The following is a 19,518-nucleotide window of genomic DNA, read 5'->3' on the forward strand; positions in this document are numbered from 1 at the left end:
CGTCGATCTCATCCTACGGCAGCGATCGCAGCGATGCCCCTACTGCAGAAGACGTATCCGTGAAAAACTGCAGCACAAACCAATTCTGCCAAAGTAGTGCTAGGGTGCGTACTCATAAAATCTGCTGCTAAGAGTAGGCGCGCGTGATGTCCGCTGTCCTCCAACAGCGGCACGAAAGCGGACGTTGTCGGACTTCCGAGAATGGCAACTCCGGACTCATGCGCTGCAGAAGAGTACCGACATTTGATCGCCTTGTGGACATTGGAAGTTATTCGGGCAACCCCGCTTTGCGAAAGCCCTCAATCATCAGCTTCGCGGTTTTTGATAGCTGGCTCCTGTCGATCCACGCCGAAATCGTGAAACCAGGATCGATCTCAAGCATGCGAGCCACCGCCTCACGGGCCTCGGCGTCGCGTCCGAGATAGGCGAAAGCGGATATGAGGCAGCGATATGGTCCTGGATAGTAGGGGTTGAGACGTAAGGCTTTCTTCGCTGCAATGATGACCTCGTCAAAGCGACGAAGCTCGATAAGGGCAAACCCTATCCCGGTCAGCGCTATGAATGCTTGCGGGTCTACCGGGCTCATTCGCATGGAGTGTTCAAAGCTCCGGATCGCTTCCTCTGGCTGCCCCGCAATCTTATAGACCCAGCCTCTGCGGTGCCATGCGTAGTATGAATTCGGGTTGAGCTTGACCGCCCGGTCGGACATCTCGATCTCGCTCTCGCAATCGCCGACAAGGAGCGCCGAAATCAAGGCAACACCCGCTAACGTGTCGGGATCACCATCGTCGAGGCTCAATGCCAGGCGCATGAGCCGAACGGCTTCCATGCGTTCGAATTGAGGATCGATGGCATAATTCCTGACCACGTTCTCCGAATGACAGGCACCTGCCAGAGCGGCGGCACCAGCAAATCCGGGATCAAGTTCCAAGGCGCGCTTGACCAGTCGGAGCCCCTCGGCCAACCCTTCGCGGGTCGATGGGACCGTTTGCTGTATGGCCCGGAGATAGAGATCATACGCGGTGAGGTCTTCCGGTCGTCGCCGCGATGCCAGTGCAAGTTCGGCTTGAAACAACTTTGGCCGAATGGCTGAGACGACGGCGAGCGTGATGTCGTCCTGCAGCGCGAAAATGTCCGTCATGTCGCGCTCGAACCTGTCCGCCCAGATGTGGGTACCTGTAGCTGCTTCAATCAACCGGCCCGTTATGCGAACTTTCCCCGAGGCCTTGCGAACCTCACCCTCCAGGACATAACGCACGCCAAGCCGGCGCCCGACGTCCTTAATGTCGACCGCCTTGCCCTTGAAGGTGAAACTTGAATTGCGCGCGATCACGAACAACCCTTTGAACCGCGAAAGCGCGGTCGTGATCTCACCAACCATCCCGTCAGCGAAGTACTCTTGCTCGGGATCGCCAGACATGTTCGCGAACGGCAGCACGGCAATGGAGGGCCTGTCGGGTACTGCAGGAGCACTCACGGGCGAATCGACCGGATCTGGGCTCGCAACATCTTGCACCTCCCGCACCTGTCCCACGAAACGGAATCCCTTGCGCGGAAGCGTCCTGATGAGGCGCTGCTCCTCGCCAGTATCGCCGATGGCAGCGCGGGCAGCATTGAGGCGGGTCGTCAGCGCGGCATCGGACACAACGCGGCCGTGCCAGATGGCGCCGATGAGATCGTCCTTGCTGACGACGCGCTCCCGGTTCCGGATCAGGTATTCGAGCAAATCGAACACCTGTGGTGTAATGGAAACGACAGTTGCTCCGCGATGCAACTCGCGCCAGTCAGTGTCGAATACGTACTCTGCAAAGAGATAGCGCAAAATGCGAATCCCGTTGGATGAAGGCTCCCATGACGGGGTAGCGTTCTGGCCTCACCGGAAATCGCGAGAATAAGCCGCCGGTACGGAAAATGTAAGCTGCCGGTTAAGCGTCCGCGCCAATCCCGCGGCACTCTCCGGTCGGTGCAAAAACACCGTCCTGGAGACGCCGCAATGACCCGACGCATGGCACTACATGGCTGGAATGGACATCCGAATCGACCCGGCATGTCACCGGCTTCATCTGGAAATATTGGGCTGCCGTTCAGGAGCGCCGCAAGGGCCAAAAACTGCGCGCCACCTTGTCCAACTTGAGCGACACGGAGCTGATGGATATCGGCACCACGCGCGGCGAGATCGACTACGTCGCCTCGCACCAAGGTATTGACCCTCGAGGCATCCGATCCGGTGAATGGCTGCGATATCTGCCAACCGGGACGGCCAGATTGGGCCTACCGACTTCCGATAGGAGTCACGTGCGCCGTATTGCTGCGCCTGAAGTCCTTTCTGATCTTCCTCAGACACCACATTGGAACTGGTCGCGGTAAGGTCCAGAAGGGGCCATTTCCGGATGTAAGCACCGCAACAACAAAGAGACGAAGCCTCTTGCTTTAACGAAACTGCGCAACGGATCCCACTGGTGGACCAGACCATCGATCTTGGATCATGCGCGGGGTTCACTAGACGGTGAACGAGGTATCACGTCATGCTGCCCGGAATGAAACAGCGGACACGAGGATGTCCATCGATGTAGTGCTTCCAGACCATGGTCCGTCCGGCAAGATTTGGTTGCTTGATGACAGCGCCGTCTGGCACGAGCACCCATTCGTCGTCGATGCGAACGCGATATTGTCCGTGATCGGACTTCCAGTTCGGTTCGGAGACCACGTAGGCGTCGGAGTCCTCACAGCACTTCCCGAATTCGCTTTGCAGACTCTCGAACCAGGGCTTCAACGGGGAATTCGCATAGCGGCCGTCATCTCGCGCAAATGTCGCGGTCGACACCAGCAGCATGAGGCAAATTTGAGCTGCCAAGCGCTTCATCGCTCTGATCGCCAGCATTTCGTCACCTCGGCCATCTCGGAAAATCAGTTTCGATTCAGCGCAGCTGGCGTAATGGGCAAGGAGCGCAGGAATACGAAGCGGGAGGTCACTGGTATTTCCGCGTCGGCGCGACCATCCTGGCCGATGAGAATGAGACCAGCTCCCCCATTTGCGACGGTCAGGATGACCTCTTCACCAGTCCACGTCCGGATCGGGTTCATCCCGATGACGAGAAACTCACCTACGGGCTGGTCCAGATATTGAAGCCTGAGCTGCGGAGCGATTTCGGCCGGTGCAAGCTCGAAGCCCAGTTGCTGCGCGAGTTCGTAGATTTGCCGCAATGGCACCGTCTCACCTCTGAAGCCCAGATCGGCCGCGGTCACTGTCAAAAGTGTTACCGCCCTTCTGGTACCGCTGAGCGTAAACGCAGGTCGGGCAAGAGCCTCCGCAGCCGAGTTACCGACGCCGCAACCAATCGCACTCAGCGCGGTCAGGAGAGAAAACGTATCCGGGAACGTCCCGATACTGATTGTTTTCCCATTCGGCAACATCCGAAACGGACGTTACTGGACCCATGCGTGTCGGGGCAACGGGCGCCGCCTTGAGCACTAACTGCCTCTGCAACACATCGCGCGCCGAGCACTGAGCGTGAGCGCGGTTCGCAGAGGCGAGAGCGCATACGACGCAGATCAAGAGCCTCGCTGCAGTGGCAGCCCAAGTCAGTGCAGCCGTCCGCTTCATGGCATCCTCCCTCGTGACGCGAAATTCGCAAGCAGTTCATACTGTTGCCGCGCACGAGGATGCGCCAAGGTCATGAGAAGCGCTTTACAGGCGCCTTCCATTCTTCTTACCGTCTGCTTACATATCAGCTCCGCTGGGGTGCGATCGTACCGCAGGAGGATGCAATTGCTTTACTCCTTTTCGGATTTCACGCTGGATACGGAGCGACGCGAGCTGCGGCAAGGAGCCGAGATAATCTCTGTCGCGCCACAGGTATTCGATCTTCTGAACTATTTGATCCGGAACAGGGAACGCGTTGTCAGTAAGGACGAGCTCATCGCCGGCGTTTGGAATGGTCGCATCGTCTCGGATGCCGCTCTGACGACGCGCATCAATGGTGCGAGGTGTGCAATCGGCGACACTGGCGAGAAACAGGACCTCATCAAGACGCTCCCGCGCAAAGGTTTCCGTTTCGTGGGTGCAGTGCAGGAAGCCGGGAGCTCCGCAATAGAGACGGTTGGCTCAGTCGAGCGAACCGGCGACACGCCGCCGCGCCTATCCATCGTCGTGCTACCCTTCACGAACCTTAGCGCTGATCGTGAGCAGGACTATTTCGTGGATGGTGTAACCGAGAGTTTGACCACAGACTTGTCGCGCATCGCCGCTTCATTTGTAATCGCACGGAACAGCGCCGTCTCATACAAGGGTAGAGCAGTCGATGTACGGCAAGTCGGCCGCGAATTGAACGTTCGTTACGTGCTCGAAGGTTCAGTGCAACGCAGCGGCAAGCGGCTTCGCATGAACGTGCAGTTGATTGATGCTATCCGCGGCCAGCATCTTTGGGCCGAGCGCTTCGAGAAGGCTGTCGTTGACCTGTTCGACATGCAGGACGAAATCGTATCCAGGCTTGCCAATACGTTGGGTAGCCGGCTCATCGAGGCTGAGGCGCAACGAGCCGAACGTACGCTGAGTCCCGATGCAATGGACTTATACTTCCAGGGCCGGGCCTGGCTGATGACGGGGTTTAGCCTTGAATGCTTAACGCGAGCGCGGAGCTTCTTCGAACGCTCTCTAGCGTGCGACCCCGGCAACGTCGAAGCAATGATTGGCCTGGCAAATGTTGATACGGCAGTTGGAGCCAGCTTTACGACGGATGATGGGCCTGCGCGGTTTGAAGTGGCCGAGGCGATGGTGAATAAGGCATTGTCGATCAGGCCGAACCACACTTCAGCCCACTTGGCTCAGGGTCGGGTCCAGATCTTTACGAACCGGGCCGCCCAAGCCATCCGTGAATTCGAGCATGCGTTGGCGCTGGATTCGAACAGGGCCAACGCTCATGCTGCCCTTGGTTTTGCCAAATTCTATATGGGGCGCGCTGCCGAGACCGAAGGCCACATATTCGAGGCTTTACGTCTCTCCCCTCGCGACGTTGAGGCCTACCAATGGGCGTGTTTTGTAGGCGTGGCCAAGCTACAGCTGGGTTCGGACGTCGAAGCGGTCAGTTGGCTACGACGAAGCACTGAGGCGAACCGCAACTTTCCTCTCGCTCATTTGGCGCTCGCCGCTGCGTTAGGCCTGACCGGCGCCCTCGATGAGGCGCGAACTGCTGCAAGAACGGGACTTGCGCTCAACTCAGGTTTCACCATCCGTCGCTTCCGCACTGCTCAACCAAGCGACAATCCGACTTTTCTTGCTGGGCTGGAGCGCGCGTGTGAAGGCTTCCGCCTCGCTGGCGTGCCGGAAGGGTGATGGACGTTTCCGGTCAAAAACCGACTTTAGCGCGTTCCTGCGCTACGTCGGCTTCGGGTCATGAACGACAAAAAGTGAGCATAATAGGTCCGCTTTCGGGTGCATAGCGACCAGTTGAGCCTGCCAGCCGAGCCATGATTCAAGCCATCCATCGGAAGGGGTCGAATCATGCGCTACGAACTCACGGACTATGAGTGGTTTGCCATTAAGCCGATGCTGCCGAATAAGTCGCGCGGCGTGCCACGAGTGAATGACCGTCGTGTCCTCAATGGCATCTTCTGGGTCTTGCGATCCGGGGCACCGTGGCGCGACCTGCCGGAAAGCTTCGGTCCGTACACGACCTGCTACAATCGGTTCGTTCGCTGGCGACGGGCGCGCGCGTGGTCCAAGCTCATTGAGCGTACTGGCTGGTGCCCATGATGCTGCCGTGCAGCGATCTGGGGCTTTGCCGCGCTTGCTTCGGACCTTGCCGGCAGCCTTCCAAGCCTAATCGGCATCGGCGCAATGGCTGCATTCATGTTTTGGGCGGGCCGCCGGTCCTTCGCAACGGCACGCGCAGCTTGAATTCTACGACGGGCGAAGTGAGTGGCGGTCGGCCCGTTGGCCTCGTGGACGCCGCACGCAGCCCATCGGGCTCCTCCCAGCGAGTCCTTCGAATTGCGGTTCGCGCTCCCTCGTAGACTATAGGGAGACCGCTGAAACCAAGAAGCCCTCGCTAGTTTGGAGGGCTTTCAACTCTATCACTTCCGCGCGCCGCTCTTCTTTGTGGACTGGCCACCTGGAGTGCTGGTGCCTGAACTGTCGGTCGTGCTGGAAGACGTGCCCGTCGTCATCCCACCCTTCGATTTAGCCGTTTTCTTGGTGGTATCGCTTGTTCCGGCCACTCCGGCCTGCGCGCCCTGCTGGCTCTGACTCGGTTGCGCCAGTGCTGCGGTTCCCATCATCGAGGCGATCATCGTACTCACTAAGAGCTTCTTTATCATTGATCTATCTCCCGTCCTGATCGCGAACAACAAGCCGGCGCGCTCCGCGTTCCTCCGGCGCGGCGGTTCTAGGCCCGAACCGATTCCTCATCGCGGATGGGGCCCATTTTGAGAGTTCATCTAACTCGCATCGCATCAATTTAAGTCAACTGGCTGCGTTGGTCGCAAAGAAGCGTTTTCTGTTCCTGAAGACCGTCTTGACCGGATTTAGCTGCCCTTAATGTCTGGCGCTTCAACCTGCCACAAACGGGAGCACGAGCATGCGTCTGTTGGTATTCGGTTTGATCGCCGTCGGCATCGCCGGTTTTGCTGCCTACGACCAGTACGACAAGAAGGCGAATTTTCAACGCGTCGATGCGCGCGTCAGCGCCGTGACCGATCAGTGCTACCTGGAGAAGGTCGAGCGCGGCATTCTCTCCAAGACGACGTCGACCTCCGATCTGCTTCGCTGTGACCAGGCCGAAATCCTGACGCGCGAACACCCGAAATGGCAGGGCTACGAAATCAAGCACAAGATCGAGGTCAAGTTCGCCTATGTGTCTCCGGTCGACGGGACCACGCATTTTTCGAGCCTGAGGATGTCCGGCTTCCCCAACGGTCAGCCTTTGAGCATGGGGGACGTCCTTCCGGTTCTGGCATCGAAGACCAAGGCGGACAAGACACGCCAAGCCTGATTGGCCGGGCCGGCGCGCGGACCATCGCAGGCACCGACGCCTAACAAAAATCTGCAAAGCCGTGTCGGATCGGCAGCCTCCCCGTCGTCCTCGTGACATGAATGGGCCATAGACGCCAAACTCGGGCCCATTAATTCACTGAGGATAACAATCATGCCCAGCACTGTCCGTCTGCACCGCGTCTTGGCCACCAGCCCGGAGAAAGTCTATCGCGCCTTCCTGGAGGCCGACGCGATGGCGAAATGGCTTCCGCCGAACGGCTTCACCTGTACCGTGCATCATTTCGAGCCCAAGGTCGGGGGCACGTTCAAGATGTCGTTCCGGAATTTCACGACGGGCAACAGCCATTCGTTTGGCGGCGAATATATCGAGCTCGTCCCGGGCGAACGCCTCCGCTACACCGACAGGTTCGACGATCCTAACCTGCCGGGTGAGATCCAGGTCACCGTGATCCTGAAGAAGGTCTCGGTCGGCACCGAAGTCGACATCACGCAGGCCGGCATCCCCGACGTCATCCCGCCGGAGGCCTGTTATCTCGGCTGGCAGGAATCGCTGCGCAACCTGGCACGGCTCGTCGAGCCCGAGATCAACCAATAGCCGGTCCGCGTTTGACGCAGCGGGGCGATCTGTTCGACCAAATCCGCAGATTTCCCCGCATCGTCATTGCGAGCCAACGGGTCCGCGCGAAAGCGCGGCCCGACGACAGGCTCCGCGAAGCAATCCAGAATCGTTCTGCCGAGGGACTCTGGATTGCTTCGCTGCGCTCGCAATGACGTAGAATGAACTCTCCGAGAGAACAACTCAGATCGAGTCTGCAGATATCTACGGAGCCCAATTGAGCTGCGGCTGCCTGCGAGGCAGATCCGATCGATTGCGAATTACGCGCCCGCCCTCGATTCAAGGCCGCCGCCGGCGGTCCATCTGTCGGGGTTGGGGCTGTGTCCGATCAGCGCGAGACCATACGCGATCGACTCGAACTGGTCGCCCGACATCAGCCGTTCGTTACCGAAACGCTCGGCGAACAGCTTTCGGACAGCCGGCACGAAGGACGTGCCGCCGGTCAAAAATACCTTCTCCACCTCGCGCCCGGTAATGCCTGCCTCGCCCAGCACCTTGTCGACGGTGGCCCCTAACCGGGCGATATCGTCGGCAATCCAAGATTCGAAATTTTTCCGTGTGATGGCCGCGCCGATGTCGACCCCGCCGCCTCCAAAACGGAAGTCCACCTCGTCCTGCGCCGACAGCGCCACCTTGGCGTCGGACACCGCGCGGTACAGCGAAAAGCCGAGGTCGAGATCGACGATGATGATGAAATCCTCGAGCAGAGCCGGCTTCAGCGCGGTGCGCGCAAGCTCGCGCAGCTCGCGCAAATCGCCGTTGCTCTTCATCATCGCGAGCTGGTGCCAGCGAGCGAGGTTGGTGTAGTGGCCGCTGGGGACCGGCAGCACCTTGTCGAACGAGCGGAAGCTGGAACCTTTGCCGAGCCGCGGCGAGACGACATGGTCGACAATGCGATAGTCGAACGTGTCGCCCGCAATGCCGATGCCGGCGTGTCCCAGCGGCTCGGCGCGAAGGCTGCCGCCTTTGCGCGAGAAACGCATCACGGAAAAGTCGCTGGTGCCGCCGCCGAAATCCGCAACCAGCACGGTGGCATCCCGCTCCAGCCGGCGGGCGAAGGAGAACGCCGCGCCCACGGGCTCATAGACGTAGCGCGCGTGGCCGGCACCTAAGCGCTCGAACGCGGCGCGATAGCGCTGCATCGCCAGCGCCTCGTCGGGATTGCCGCCGGCAAAGCGGACGGGGCGGCCGACCGTGATGTTTGCGGCCTCGAAGCCGAACCGGTCCCCGCCGTGGCGCGCCAGCGTCCGCAGGAACGCCGCCAAAATATCCTCGAACTTGTAACGCTGGCGGAACACCTGGGTGGTGTTGAAGCTGGAGCTCGCCGCAAACGTCTTGAACGACTGGAGGAAGCGATAGACGTGGCGCCCTTCGAGAAACTGCTCGATCGCCCATGGACCGCCCTCGGCCTGGGCGCCGGCTCCCGGCCGATCCTCCCAGAAGCACAGCGCCGATACGTAGACGCTGTGGCGCTGTCCGCCATGGTCGAAGCGGATGGCCTCGACCCGGCGGTCGTCCGCCGCGAGCGCGACGACCGTATTGCTGGTTCCAAAATCGATGCCGATCGAGACGGCGGGCGAGGCGCTCGACATGAACCACTCTGACGGATGATTGGATAAGGGGGCGGACCTCTAACGGCTTTGCATGGCCGTGCCAAGACCCACCGTTGCAGTGCGGCCGGAACTTGGCGTCCCATCGCTGCAAGATCACGCGCGATCCGGGATGATTTAGCCAGCTTTTCGCACCTTCGGCACTGGAACGACCCATCTGCTCCGCCGCACCAGCAATTTTATTTCCGAAACGGCTCCGTTAATTCAGCATTTATGTTGCAATGCGAAAGGTTGCGTACTGCTATGCAACCAAGACCATAGACAGTGGTATTTGGTATACATAGATTGCCCTCAAATGAGACAGCAAGGCTGACTGTTCTCAAGAAAGGGATTTCCGATGTCCAAGACTGCTTCCGTTGCTCTGGCTCCCTCCTCCTCGCTGTTCGCCCGCCTGATGGCCGCAATCGACAGCCTCCTGATGGCGAGCGCCAAGATTTCGAATCACAACGGCGACCTGCCCCGTTTCGGCCTGTAAGAAGGCCCTGCCCGCCTGCCGAACGGCGGGATGGCAGACTTCGCAGACCCTACGTTTGATCAAATGGCCTCGCATGTCGGGGCCATTTTTTCGTTTTGCGCGCGCCCTGGCTCGCGACCACAACTGCGACGATTGGTCCGCCGGTGGGACCCGCCGATCAGATTGTTTGTCTACTGGCATCTCGCATACCATCGCCCGAACGATTGAGTAACAAAGGCCTAAGAGGGGAAACAGTCACCGCAGGGCGGGGCGGCCGAGGGGCACACCTGCCGCGAGCGTTGGCGGAGCCTTAGCCGAAAGGAGCGGATGCCGCGCGTTGTCCCTACTCATAGAGTTTCTACCGGACTGCCATGGGAGATCGACCGCAAGGGTGACCCCAGGCATCTGAATCGAGATGGGCTGACGCAAGCCGACAAAGATCGGCTGCGTTGAGGATTCGACAGGGAGAGAAACAAGATGAGGCCATTCGTTCTGAATGTCGCTTTGGCGGCAATCGCGATGTCGTGCGCCAACAGCACCGCAAGCCGTGCTGCCTGGGAGCCAGTCCGTCCGGTCGAATTCATCGTGCCCGCGGGCACCGGCGGCGGCGCCGATCAGATGGCACGCACCATCCAGGGCATCGTCACCAAGCACAGTCTGATGAAGCAGCCGCTCGTCGTCATCAACAAGGCCGGCGGCGCGGGTGGCGAGGGCTTCCTCGATGTGAAGACGTCGTCGGGCAATCCGCACAAGATCATCATCACGCTGTCGAACCTGTTCACGACGCCGCTGGCAACGGGGATTCCGTTCAACTGGAAGGATTTGACCCCGGTGGCGATGTTGGCGCTCGACGAATTCGTGCTGTGGGTGAATGCCGAGAAACCGTACAACACCGTCAAGGACTACGTCGACGCCGTGAAGAAAGCCCCGAGCGGCTCATTCAAGATGGGCGGCACCGGCTCCAAGCAGGAAGACCAGATCATCACCGTCGGCATCGAGAAGGCAATCGACGCAAAATTCACCTACATCCCCTACAAGGGCGGCGGCGAAGTCGCCGTTCAGCTCGTCGGCAATCACGTCGATTCGACGGTCAACAATCCGATCGAGGCGGTCGCGCAATGGCGCGGCGGCAAGCTCCGTCCGCTCTGCGTCTTCGACGCTCAGCCGATGGCCTATGACGAGCCGATCGCCGACGGCAAGGCCTGGAAGGATATTCCGACCTGCAAGTCGCAGGGCCTGGCGATGGAATATCTCATGCTGCGCGGCATCTTCATGTCGCCCAAGGCCACGAAGGATCAGATCGAATACTACGTCGAGCTGTTCAAGAAGGTCCGCGCCACGCCGGAATGGCAGGATTTCATGAAGAGCGGCGCCTTCAACACGACGTTCCTGACCGGAGCCGAATACGCGAAGTGGGTCGAGGCCGAGGAGAAGCGCCACGAAGGCTTGATGAAGGAAGCCGGCTTCCTCGCATCGGGGAACTGACCCGCGACATCGACGGCTGAGGACGCTGGGTCGTCCTCCATCTGCCGCGACCGCGCAAGACTGCGTCCGCCTGGAGGTCCCATGACTGAACGATCCGGATCCGAATCCGGCCCCGCACACAAGACGCTGGAAATCGGCATGGCGCTGTTGATCGGCGTCTTCGGGCTGGTCGTGATCTTCGGCAGCCTGAAGGCCGGCATCAACTGGGGCGCGGAGGGCCCGCGTGCCGGCTTCTTCCCCTTCTATGTCGGCGCCGCCATCGTCGGCGCAAGCGCCATCAATCTCTGGAGCGCGCAGCGCCACGACGACGGCCGGCTGTTTGCAGAATGGGGACAGCTTCGCCAGGTCATGAGCGTCGTCGTGCCCACGGCAATCTATGTCGGCTCGATGCCGTTCATCGGCCTCTACGTCGCCTCGATGATCTTCATCGCCTGGTTCATGCGCTGGCTCGGCGGTTATCGCTGGCTCACGACCATCGCGGTGGCGATCGGCATGCCGGTCGTGACCTATCTCGTTTTCGAGCGCTGGTTCCTGGTCCCGCTTCCCAAGGGCCCGCTCGAGGAATGGCTTGGTTTGTAAGAGCTGCGCCGTCACGCAATCATTGCTGCAGGACGTATCGATATGGAAGAGTTGGCCAACCTGTTTCACGGCTTCGCGGTCGCCCTGCAGCCCTACAATATGATGCTGATGATCATCGGCATCACGCTCGGAGTCATCATCGGCGTGCTGCCGGGGCTCGGCGGCGCCAATGGCGTTGCGATCCTCCTTCCCCTGACCTTCAGCATGCCGCCGACGTCGGCGATCATCATGCTGTCCTGTATCTATTGGGGCGCATTGTTCGGCGGCGCCATCACCTCGATCCTGTTCAACATACCCGGCGAGCCCTGGTCGGTGGCGACCACCTTCGACGGTTATCCGATGGCGCAACAGGGCAAACCCGGTGAGGCCCTGACCGCCGCCTTCACCTCCTCCTTCGTGGGCGCGCTGTTTGCGGTCATCATGATCACGCTGGTCGCGCCCCTCGTCGCGGGCTTCGCGCTGCGATTCGGTCCGGCGGAGAAGTTCGCGGTGTACTTCCTCGCCTTCTGCAGCTTCGTTGGCCTCAGCAAGGAGCCGCCGTTCAAGACCATCGCGGCGATGATGATGGGCTTTGCGCTCGCGGCGGTCGGCCTCGATTCGATCACGGGCCAGTTGCGGCTGACCTTCGGCGTCACCGAACTGCTCAACGGATTCGACTTCCTGATCGCCGTGATCGGCCTGTTCGGTATCGGCGAGATCCTGCTGACCATGGAGGAAGGACTGGCTTTCCGAGGCGGCAACGCCACCATCAATCTTCGGGTCGTGCTTCAGACCTGGCGGGAATTACCCGCCTATTGGATGACCTCGCTGCGCTCCTGCCTGATCGGGTGCTGGATGGGCGTCACGCCCGCCGGCGCAACGCCGGCCTCCTTCATGAGCTACGGCATCGCCAAGCGCCTGGCGCGACGCGGCAACAATTTCGGCAAGGGCGAGATCGAGGGCGTGATCGCGCCCGAGACGGCCGCCCATGCCGCGGGCACCTCGGCGCTGCTGCCGATGCTCTCGCTCGGCGTGCCGGGCTCCCCGACCGCCGCCGTCCTGCTCGGCGGATTGTTGATCTGGGGCCTGCAGCCCGGCCCCATGCTGTTCGTCGAGCAGAAGGAATTCGTCTGGGGCCTGATCGCCTCGATGTATCTCGGCAATCTCGCCGGCCTCATCGTCGTGCTCACCTGCGTGCCGATCTTCGCCGCGATCCTCCGCGTGCCCTTCGGCATCATCGCGCCGCTCATCCTGGTGCTCTGCGCGATCGGCGCCTATTCGGTGCACAACAGCACCTTCGACGTGATGCTGATGCTGGTGTTCGGCGTGCTGGGCTACCTCCTGAAGAAGTGCAACTACCCGCTCGCACCGCTGGTGCTCGCCATCGTGCTCGGCGACAAGGCAGAGGAAGCCTTCCGCCAATCGCTGTTGGGATCGCAAGGATCGCTCGGCGTGTTCTTCTCCAACGGCCTCGTCAGCACCATCATGGCGCTCGGTCTGGTCGCCCTGTTCTGGTCCGCGATCCAGGAAGGCTACAGCCGGCTGCGGACGTCGATGGTGTGACGCGCGATCTCCGCGCGCGGCCGTGCGAAGCCCTCCAGACCTTCTGGGATAAGCAATTCCACCATTTGCAGTCACCGACCCACCGGACGGCGCTGTGTGCGAACAGCGCACAAGTGGTCGTGTGCCGAGGGCACGGGCTTTTTCACAGCGTGCTTGCGGCTCGCCGCGTTGCAGAAATCGGCCGTTGAATCAATGGTTTGAATGGCACAACCGCTAGGCCCCCCGGCACGCCGGCAGCAATTCAGCCTTTACAATCCCGCAGCCAAGGCGCATGTGAGCAAGCCCGCGATATTTCGCCGCACCCTCAGTCCCTAGCTTGAATCTTGGCATAATGAATACCAGGATGCGAGCCAGCGCATGCATAAAAAATGATCGGCGCGTTCGGGAGGGTTTTAATGACGGACATGGTGCAGTCAGCAGCGGCCCCTAGTGTCACACGTGTAAGCGATGCTTTTCGCTGGGCGCAATTGGCCATCGGCGTAGGCGCGATGGTGATGATCGCCAACTATCAATACGGCTGGACGTTCTTCGTCCCCGACATCCAGAAGACGTTCGGCTGGGATCGCGCCTCGATCCAATGGGCGTTCACCCTCTTCGTTTTGTTCGAGACCTGGCTCGTGCCGGTCGAGGGATGGTTCGTCGACAAATACGGTCCGCGCATCGTCGTGCTGGTCGGCGGCGTGCTCTGTGCCATCGGCTGGGCAATCAACGCGCAGGCCACCACGCTCAACGGCTACTATCTCGGCATGATCATCGCGGGCATCGGCGCCGGCGGCGTCTACGGCACCTGCGTCGGCAACGCGCTGAAGTGGTTTCCGGACAAGCGTGGTCTTGCTGCGGGTATCACGGCCGCAGGCTTCGGTGCAGGCTCTGCGCTGACCGTCGCGCCGATCCAGGCCATGATCAAGGACAGTGGATTTCAGACCACCTTCCTCTATTTCGGCCTCGGGCAAGGCATCATCATCTGCATCCTCGCCTTCTTCCTGCTGGCGCCGAAAGCGGGCCAGGTGCCGAACGTGGTGGCGAACGCCAATCTGCTCCAGACCCGCCGCAACTATCAACCGACCGAGGTGCTGCGTCAGCCGCTGTTCTGGCTGATGTACTTCATGTTCGTGATCGTCGGCGCTGGCGGGTTGATGGTGACGGCGAACCTGAAGCCGATCGCAGCCGACTGGAAGGTCGACAACGTGCCGGTCACGCTGATGGCGGTGACGATGACGGCGGTGACGTTCGCGGCGACGATCGACCGCGTGCTCAACGGCCTGACGCGTCCGTTCTTCGGCTGGATCTCCGACATGATCGGCCGCGAGAACACGATGTTCATCGCCTTCGGCATGGAAGGGTTCGGCATCTGGATGCTCTACCTCTGGGGCCACGATCCGATCTGGTTCGTGCTGCTCTCGGGCTTCGTGTTCTTCGCCTGGGGTGAGATCTACTCGCTGTTCCCCTCGACCTGCACCGACACGTTCGGCGCCAAGTTCGCGACCACCAATGCCGGCCTGCTCTACACCGCGAAGGGCACCGCCGCGCTGCTGGTGCCGATCGCCAACTACATGCAGCAATCGTCGGGCACCTGGGACAGCGTGTTCATCATTGCGGCCGGCGCCAACATTCTGGCTTCATTGCTGGCAATCGCGGTGCTGAAACCCTGGCGCAAGGTCGTGGTCGCGAAATCGACCGTCTGACCCGCTCCGCTACAATTCACTCAGCAGGACGCCCGGCCTCACGGCCGGGCGTTTTCGTTTGGTGCGAAGGCCCCCGCGATGCCCCCCAGAAATCACGATGGAACCTCGCGCATTCTTCAATGTGGCGCCAAGTTAGGGCTTGCAATCTGGAATATCGTATACCAATGTTCGGCCCGCGCCTGCGACGATAAGCCACAATATTTGCGACATCAGGTCATCTTGCGATCCTGCGTCGCAGCCAATCAGGCGCCTTGGGAGGTTCTTGATGATTTCCAGCCCGGATGGCGCCGTCACGGCCGCGCCACTTCGCACCGGTTTCCGTTGGCTCCAGCTCGTGATGGGCATCGTCTGCATGGCGATGATCGCCAATCTGCAATACGGCTGGACGTTGTTCGTCGATCCGATCGATGCGGCCCACCATTGGGGGCGCGCCGCGATCCAGCTCGCGTTCACCATCTTCGTCGTCACCGAGACCTGGCTGGTGCCAGTCGAAGCCTGGTTCGTCGACAAATACGGTCCACGCATTGTCGTCATGTTCGGCGGCGCGATGATCGCGCTCTCGTGGATCCTCAACTCCTACGCCGATAGCCTTACCCTGCTCTATGCCGCCGCGATCATCGGCGGCATGGGCGCGGGCGCGGTGTACGGCACCTGTGTCGGCAACGCACTGAAATGGTTTCCCGACCGCCGCGGGCTCGCAGCCGGCGCGACCGCCGCCGGCTTCGGCGCCGGCGCCGCGCTTACCGTCGTGCCAATCGCGAGCATGATCGTCTCGAGCGGTTATCAGCACGCCTTCCTCACCTTCGGCATCGGCCAGGGTCTGATCGTGTTCGTGCTCGCCTTCTTCATCCAACCGCCGCGGATCTCGATTCCGCCAAAGAAGAAGCAGCTCAATCTGCCGCAGACCAAGATCGACTTCACCCCGCCGCAGGTGCTGCGGACCCCTGTTTTCTGGGTGATGTATCTCGTCTTCGTGATGGTCGCCTCCGGCGGCCTGATGACCGCGGCGCAGATCGCCCCGATCGCGCACGACTTCAAGATCGCCGACACGCCGGTCACGCTCGCCGGCTTCCAGATGGCGGCCTTGACTTTCGCGATTTCGCTCGACCGCATCTTCGACGGTTTCGGACGTCCCTTCTTCGGCTGGGTCTCCGATACGATCGGCCGTGAGCCCACCATGTTCATCGCCTTCGGCACCGCTGCTTTGATGCTGCTGGCGCTGTCGGCCTATGGCCATGTGCCCGTCGTGTTCGTGCTCGCCACCGCGGTCTATTTCGGCGTGTTCGGCGAGATCTACTCGCTGTTCCCTGCGACCTGCGGCGACACCTTCGGCGCGAAATTCGCGACCACCAACAACGGCATGCTGTACACCGCCAAGGGCACGGCATCCCTGCTCGTCCCGCTCGCGAGCGTGATCTCGACTGCCTATGGCTGGAAGGCCGTGTTCGTGGTGGCAGTGGCGCTGAATGCGACGGCGGCGCTGATGGCGCTGTTCGTGATCAAGCCGCTGCGTCGCTCCTTCATCCTCGGCAAGGAAGCCGAGAGCATTGAGGCCGCGACCGGCAATGCCAAGACCGAGACGGCATAAGCCACCATACGGCTTAGAGGCTGGAAAAGGGCGCAGCGATGCGCCCCTTTCTTTTTGGCGCCCTACAAACGTCAGCACTACTGCCGCAAGATTTTTCGGATCAGCCAAATCCAGCGCTTGACGATTGGCATTATGTATACCACACTTCACCTGGTCATTCACCCAGGGAGGTTGCAATGCTGGTCGGAGACATTCTGCGCAAGAAGATGCCGCGCGTTGTCACGGTGCGAATGAACGAAACGGTGGGTATCGCCGCCAAGCTGATGCGCGCCAACAATATCAGCGCACTGGTTGTGAAGGACGTGGTCCGCTCGGAAGGCAATACTGCGGTCGGCATGTTCACTGAGCGCGACGTGGTGCGCGCAGTCGCCGATCACGGCGCCAATGCTATCAACGTCAAGGTCTCGCAGCTGGTCTCGGTGCAGCAGCTCGTGTCCTGCACCTCCTCGGACACGATCGAGCACGTCCGCCATTTGATGAACCGGAATCACATCCGCCATCTGCCCGTCATCGACGACTACAGCCTCGTCTCGGTCATCAGCATGCGCGACATCGCCGCTGCCGTGGACGAGGCCACCAACTCTACGCCGCAAGCAGCCTAGAGCCCTCCACACACCCCCTGCGACTGCCGGCCCCGGCTCGGACCCTTCCGAGCCGGACCGGATCTTTCGTGCCAAATTCCGGCTTTCTGCTCCTCGCGAGGACTTCATGAAAATCTGCATCTACGGCGCCGGCGCGATCGGCGGTTATCTCGGGGTTCAGCTCGCGCGCGCGGGCGCCGACGTCAGCCTGGTCGCACGCGGCGCACACCTTGCCGCGATGCGCGAGCGCGGCCTGACGCTGCTCGCGGGCGAGGAGCAGCACACCGTGCATCCGCGCTGCACCGACGATCCCGCCGAGCTCGGCGTGCAGGACTACATCATCATCACGCTGAAGGCGCATTCGATCACCGGTGTGATCGAAAAGATGCAGCCGCTGCTCGGGCCTCACACCCGCATCGTCACCGCCGTCAACGGCATCCCTTACTGGTATTTCTACAAGCACGGCGGCCAATACGAGAACTCGACGCTAGAGAGCATCGATCCCGGCGGCCGGCAGTGGCGCGAGATCGGCGCCGAGCGCGCCATCGGCTGCATCGTCTATCCCGCCACCGAGATCGAGGCGCCCGGCGTGATCCGCCACATCTACGGCAACAATTTCCCGCTCGGCGAGCCCTCCGGCGAGATCACGCCGGACGTGCAGCGCCTCTCCGATCTCTTCGTCGCGGCCGGGCTGAAGGCGCCGGTGCTCGACCGCATCCGCGACGAGATCTGGCTCAAACTGTGGGGCAATGTCTGCTTCAATCCGATCAGCGCCCTGACCCATGCAACGCTCGACGTGATCTGCACCGATCCGGCGACGCGTGCATTGTCGCGCGCGATCATGGTGGAGACGCAAGCCATCGCCGAGACGTTCGGCGTCACGTTCCGCGTCGACGTCGAGCGCCGCATCGAGGGCGCCCGCAAGGTCGGCGCGCACAAGACCTCGATGCTCCAGGATCTGGAGCGCGGCCGCCCGATGGAGATCGACCCGCTCGTCACCGTGGTGCAGGAGATGGGCCGCCTCACCGGGGTTGCCACGCCCGTGCTCGATTCGGTGCTGGCGATGGTGACCCAGCGCGCGCGCATCGCCGGCCTCTATGACGGCGTCTCGGCACCATCAGATCCGCGCGCACTGGCGGTGGCGTGATGGTGGGCGAGATGAAACGCTGGCTGCGCTTCCGCCATGGCGGCACGACCGGCTTCGGCACGCTGACGCCATCAGGCATCAGCGTGCATGAGGGCGAGATGTTCGGCCGCAACGCCAGCACCGGCAAGATGCTGGCGCTGTCGGATGTGGAGCTGCTCGCGCCCTGCGCGCCCAGCAAGATCGTCGCGCTCTGGAATAATTTCCATGCGCTCGCGGCCAAGCTCAACCAGCCCGAGCCGCCGGAGCCGCTGTATCTCCTGAAAGCCACCACCAGCATCACGACGCCTGGCGCCGTGATCCGCCGCCCGTCTTACTACGACGGCAAGACCACCTATGAGGGCGAGCTCGGCATCGTGATCGGCAGGATATGCGCCCGCGTCTCCCCTGGCGAAGCGGACAGCTTCATCTTCGGCTACACCTGCGTCAACGACATCACCGCCAACGACATCCTGACCAGCGATTCCACTTTCCCGCAATGGGCTCGCGCCAAGGGCATCGACGATTACGGCCCGTTCGGGCCCGTCATCGCCACCGGCCTTGATCCGGCCAAGCTCACGGTCCGCACTATCCTCAACGGCGCGGAGCGGCAGAACTATCCGATCTCCGACATGATCTTCAGCGCTCAGCAACTGGTGAGCAGGATCTCCCACGACATGACCCTGCTGCCCGGCGACCTCATTGCCGTCGGCACTTCGGTCGGCGTCGGCGTGATGAAGGAGCCGGTGAACACCGTGACTGTCGCGATCGACGGCATCGGCGAGCTAACGAACGAGTTTCGGCTGTAGCTGCCGGCGCGGCGCCGCAGCCCGGATGAGCGCAGCGACAGCCCAATCCTCGGCCGTCACACACCCCGAAAACATCCGTACACATCACATCTGCGTACGCCCGACATATGCCGTCAACATGTCCCGCGCGTGCCGCAACTTGGACGCATTCGGCCGCCCTTCTGTGAGGCGTGTCTGGGGGCACGGCGCCGCCGTGTTTGGACTAACCTTCTAGGGGTATGACTGTGAAGAAGATTGTATTTGCTCTCGGTGCCACGCTTGCTCTGGTCACGGCTGCGAACGCTGCGGATCTGCCGCGCCGCCAGCCCGTGCCGGCCTATCCGGCTGAGCAGGCTCCGATCGGCAAGATGCCGATCGGCAAGAGCCCGGTTGGAAAGGCCCCGATCGGCAAGGCGCCCGGCCCGGTCGCAGCGCGCTACTGACACGCAACACGAAGCTGCGTAAGCGGGCGAGAG

The 19,518-nt window shown here is 61.4% G+C and carries 18 protein-coding genes and 2 pseudogenes; 15 read left to right on the forward strand and 5 right to left on the reverse strand.

All coding sequences use genetic code 11. The annotated features are described in order from the left end of the window. Positions 1-268: 268 nt before the first annotated feature. Positions 269-1,822 (reverse strand): winged helix-turn-helix domain-containing tetratricopeptide repeat protein, encoded by a 1,554-nt coding sequence (locus IVA78_RS03210; protein ID WP_247278264.1) that lies wholly within the window; start codon positions 1,820-1,822, stop codon positions 269-271. A 299-nt stretch (positions 1,823-2,121) separates the two neighbouring features. On the opposite strand from IVA78_RS03210, the gene IVA78_RS03215 reads away from it, so the two are divergent. Further along, the gene (locus IVA78_RS03215; protein WP_247278265.1) at positions 2,122-2,367 is read left to right on the forward strand and encodes a hypothetical protein; all 246 of its coding nucleotides are present in this window, start codon (positions 2,122-2,124) and stop codon (positions 2,365-2,367) included. 151 nt (positions 2,368-2,518) lie between these two features. On the opposite strand, the gene IVA78_RS03220 is transcribed toward IVA78_RS03215, so the two are convergent. Together IVA78_RS03220 and IVA78_RS03225 are read right to left on the reverse strand one after the other, a co-directional pair. Further along, positions 2,519-2,881, reverse strand: a complete 363-nt coding sequence (locus tag IVA78_RS03220) for a hypothetical protein (protein ID WP_247278266.1) — start codon at positions 2,879-2,881, stop codon at positions 2,519-2,521. Positions 2,882-2,907: 26 nt separating this feature from the next. Then, positions 2,908-3,604 (reverse strand): annotated as a pseudogene (locus IVA78_RS03225) (hypothetical protein). A gap of 159 nt (positions 3,605-3,763) precedes the next feature. On the opposite strand from IVA78_RS03225, the gene IVA78_RS03230 reads away from it, so the two are divergent. Both IVA78_RS03230 and IVA78_RS03235 read left to right on the forward strand, forming a co-directional pair. Then, positions 3,764-5,332, forward strand: a complete 1,569-nt coding sequence (locus IVA78_RS03230; protein WP_247464296.1) for a winged helix-turn-helix domain-containing protein — start codon at positions 3,764-3,766, stop codon at positions 5,330-5,332. 168 nt (positions 5,333-5,500) lie between these two features. Further along, a pseudogene (locus IVA78_RS03235) lies at positions 5,501-5,731 on the forward strand (transposase); the annotation flags it as partial. Positions 5,732-6,072: 341 nt separating this feature from the next. Here IVA78_RS03235 and IVA78_RS03240 read toward each other — a convergent pair. Further along, complete coding sequence (locus tag IVA78_RS03240) at positions 6,073-6,315, reverse strand: hypothetical protein (RefSeq protein WP_247275826.1); 243 nt, start codon at positions 6,313-6,315, stop codon at positions 6,073-6,075. 260 nt (positions 6,316-6,575) lie between these two features. Here IVA78_RS03240 and IVA78_RS03245 point away from each other — a divergent pair, with 260 nt between their 5' ends. Both IVA78_RS03245 and IVA78_RS03250 read left to right on the forward strand, forming a co-directional pair. Then, a complete protein-coding gene (locus IVA78_RS03245) occupies positions 6,576-6,989 on the forward strand; it encodes a hypothetical protein (protein ID WP_247275827.1) in 414 nt (137 codons plus the stop codon). Between the two features lie 153 nt (positions 6,990-7,142). After that, entirely contained in the window at positions 7,143-7,586 is a 444-nt protein-coding gene (locus tag IVA78_RS03250) for an SRPBCC family protein (protein ID WP_247275828.1), read from the forward strand. Between the two features lie 281 nt (positions 7,587-7,867). On the opposite strand, the gene IVA78_RS03255 is transcribed toward IVA78_RS03250, so the two are convergent. Beyond that, positions 7,868-9,199, reverse strand: coding sequence for an Hsp70 family protein (locus IVA78_RS03255; RefSeq protein ID WP_247275829.1), 1,332 nt, complete (start codon positions 9,197-9,199; stop codon positions 7,868-7,870). Between the two features lie 355 nt (positions 9,200-9,554). Here IVA78_RS03255 and IVA78_RS03260 point away from each other — a divergent pair, with 355 nt between their 5' ends. The 10 genes from IVA78_RS03260 to IVA78_RS03305 all read left to right on the forward strand — a co-directional run bounded on the left by IVA78_RS03260 (position 9,555) and on the right by IVA78_RS03305 (position 19,485). Then, positions 9,555-9,692, forward strand: coding sequence for a hypothetical protein (locus IVA78_RS03260; protein WP_247275830.1), 138 nt, complete (start codon positions 9,555-9,557; stop codon positions 9,690-9,692). 498 nt (positions 9,693-10,190) lie between these two features. Next, positions 10,191-11,156, forward strand: a complete 966-nt coding sequence (locus IVA78_RS03265; RefSeq protein ID WP_247275888.1) for a tripartite tricarboxylate transporter substrate-binding protein — start codon at positions 10,191-10,193, stop codon at positions 11,154-11,156. Positions 11,157-11,237: 81 nt separating this feature from the next. Next, positions 11,238-11,735, forward strand: a complete 498-nt coding sequence (locus tag IVA78_RS03270) for a tripartite tricarboxylate transporter TctB family protein (RefSeq protein WP_247275831.1) — start codon at positions 11,238-11,240, stop codon at positions 11,733-11,735. Between the two features lie 42 nt (positions 11,736-11,777). Beyond that, positions 11,778-13,277: a tripartite tricarboxylate transporter permease gene (locus IVA78_RS03275; protein ID WP_247275832.1), complete on the forward strand. Its 1,500-nt coding sequence runs from the start codon at positions 11,778-11,780 to the stop codon at positions 13,275-13,277. 395 nt (positions 13,278-13,672) lie between these two features. Next, positions 13,673-14,962 carry an oxalate/formate MFS antiporter gene (gene oxlT, locus IVA78_RS03280; RefSeq protein ID WP_247275833.1) on the forward strand — a complete coding sequence of 430 codons (1,290 nt, stop codon included), beginning with the start codon at positions 13,673-13,675 and terminating at the stop codon, positions 14,960-14,962. A 265-nt stretch (positions 14,963-15,227) separates the two neighbouring features. Beyond that, on the forward strand, positions 15,228-16,550 hold the full coding sequence (oxlT, locus tag IVA78_RS03285) for an oxalate/formate MFS antiporter (protein WP_247275834.1): 1,323 nt from the start codon (positions 15,228-15,230) through the stop codon (positions 16,548-16,550). Positions 16,551-16,726: 176 nt separating this feature from the next. After that, positions 16,727-17,152 carry a CBS domain-containing protein gene (locus IVA78_RS03290; RefSeq protein ID WP_247464298.1) on the forward strand — a complete coding sequence of 142 codons (426 nt, stop codon included), beginning with the start codon at positions 16,727-16,729 and terminating at the stop codon, positions 17,150-17,152. Positions 17,153-17,258: 106 nt separating this feature from the next. Further along, positions 17,259-18,278 carry a 2-dehydropantoate 2-reductase gene (locus tag IVA78_RS03295; protein ID WP_247275836.1) on the forward strand — a complete coding sequence of 340 codons (1,020 nt, stop codon included), beginning with the start codon at positions 17,259-17,261 and terminating at the stop codon, positions 18,276-18,278. An 11-nt stretch (positions 18,279-18,289) separates the two neighbouring features. After that, a complete protein-coding gene (locus tag IVA78_RS03300) occupies positions 18,290-19,063 on the forward strand; it encodes a fumarylacetoacetate hydrolase family protein (protein WP_247275837.1) in 774 nt (257 codons plus the stop codon). Between the two features lie 218 nt (positions 19,064-19,281). Then, a complete protein-coding gene (locus IVA78_RS03305; RefSeq protein WP_124161485.1) occupies positions 19,282-19,485 on the forward strand; it encodes a hypothetical protein in 204 nt (67 codons plus the stop codon). The last annotated feature ends 33 nt before the right edge of the window (positions 19,486-19,518 follow it).

The organism is Bradyrhizobium sp. 137 (assembly GCF_023074095.1).
In the GTDB taxonomy this organism is placed as follows: domain Bacteria; phylum Pseudomonadota; class Alphaproteobacteria; order Rhizobiales; family Xanthobacteraceae; genus Bradyrhizobium.

What these genes read in the sequence shown, in the direction of transcription:
- IVA78_RS03275 (WP_247275832.1), top strand. Translation starts at nt 11,778, where the DNA reads ATGGAAGAGTTGGCCAACCTGTTTCACGGCTTCGCGGTCGCCCTGCAG.
- IVA78_RS03220 (WP_247278266.1), bottom strand. Translation starts at nt 2,881, where the DNA reads ATGCTGGCGATCAGAGCGATGAAGCGCTTGGCAGCTCAAATTTGCCTC.
- IVA78_RS03305 (WP_124161485.1), top strand. Translation starts at nt 19,282, where the DNA reads ATGACTGTGAAGAAGATTGTATTTGCTCTCGGTGCCACGCTTGCTCTG.
- IVA78_RS03300 (WP_247275837.1), top strand. Translation starts at nt 18,290, where the DNA reads ATGAAACGCTGGCTGCGCTTCCGCCATGGCGGCACGACCGGCTTCGGC.
- IVA78_RS03255 (WP_247275829.1), bottom strand. Translation starts at nt 9,199, where the DNA reads ATGTCGAGCGCCTCGCCCGCCGTCTCGATCGGCATCGATTTTGGAACC.
- IVA78_RS03260 (WP_247275830.1), top strand. Translation starts at nt 9,555, where the DNA reads ATGTCCAAGACTGCTTCCGTTGCTCTGGCTCCCTCCTCCTCGCTGTTC.
- IVA78_RS03270 (WP_247275831.1), top strand. Translation starts at nt 11,238, where the DNA reads ATGACTGAACGATCCGGATCCGAATCCGGCCCCGCACACAAGACGCTG.
- IVA78_RS03250 (WP_247275828.1), top strand. Translation starts at nt 7,143, where the DNA reads ATGCCCAGCACTGTCCGTCTGCACCGCGTCTTGGCCACCAGCCCGGAG.
- IVA78_RS03295 (WP_247275836.1), top strand. Translation starts at nt 17,259, where the DNA reads ATGAAAATCTGCATCTACGGCGCCGGCGCGATCGGCGGTTATCTCGGG.
- IVA78_RS03230 (WP_247464296.1), top strand. Translation starts at nt 3,764, where the DNA reads ATGCAATTGCTTTACTCCTTTTCGGATTTCACGCTGGATACGGAGCGA.
- IVA78_RS03265 (WP_247275888.1), top strand. Translation starts at nt 10,191, where the DNA reads ATGTCGTGCGCCAACAGCACCGCAAGCCGTGCTGCCTGGGAGCCAGTC.
- IVA78_RS03245 (WP_247275827.1), top strand. Translation starts at nt 6,576, where the DNA reads ATGCGTCTGTTGGTATTCGGTTTGATCGCCGTCGGCATCGCCGGTTTT.
- IVA78_RS03240 (WP_247275826.1), bottom strand. Translation starts at nt 6,315, where the DNA reads ATGATAAAGAAGCTCTTAGTGAGTACGATGATCGCCTCGATGATGGGA.
- oxlT (WP_247275833.1), top strand. Translation starts at nt 13,673, where the DNA reads ATGACGGACATGGTGCAGTCAGCAGCGGCCCCTAGTGTCACACGTGTA.
- IVA78_RS03290 (WP_247464298.1), top strand. Translation starts at nt 16,727, where the DNA reads ATGCTGGTCGGAGACATTCTGCGCAAGAAGATGCCGCGCGTTGTCACG.
- oxlT (WP_247275834.1), top strand. Translation starts at nt 15,228, where the DNA reads ATGATTTCCAGCCCGGATGGCGCCGTCACGGCCGCGCCACTTCGCACC.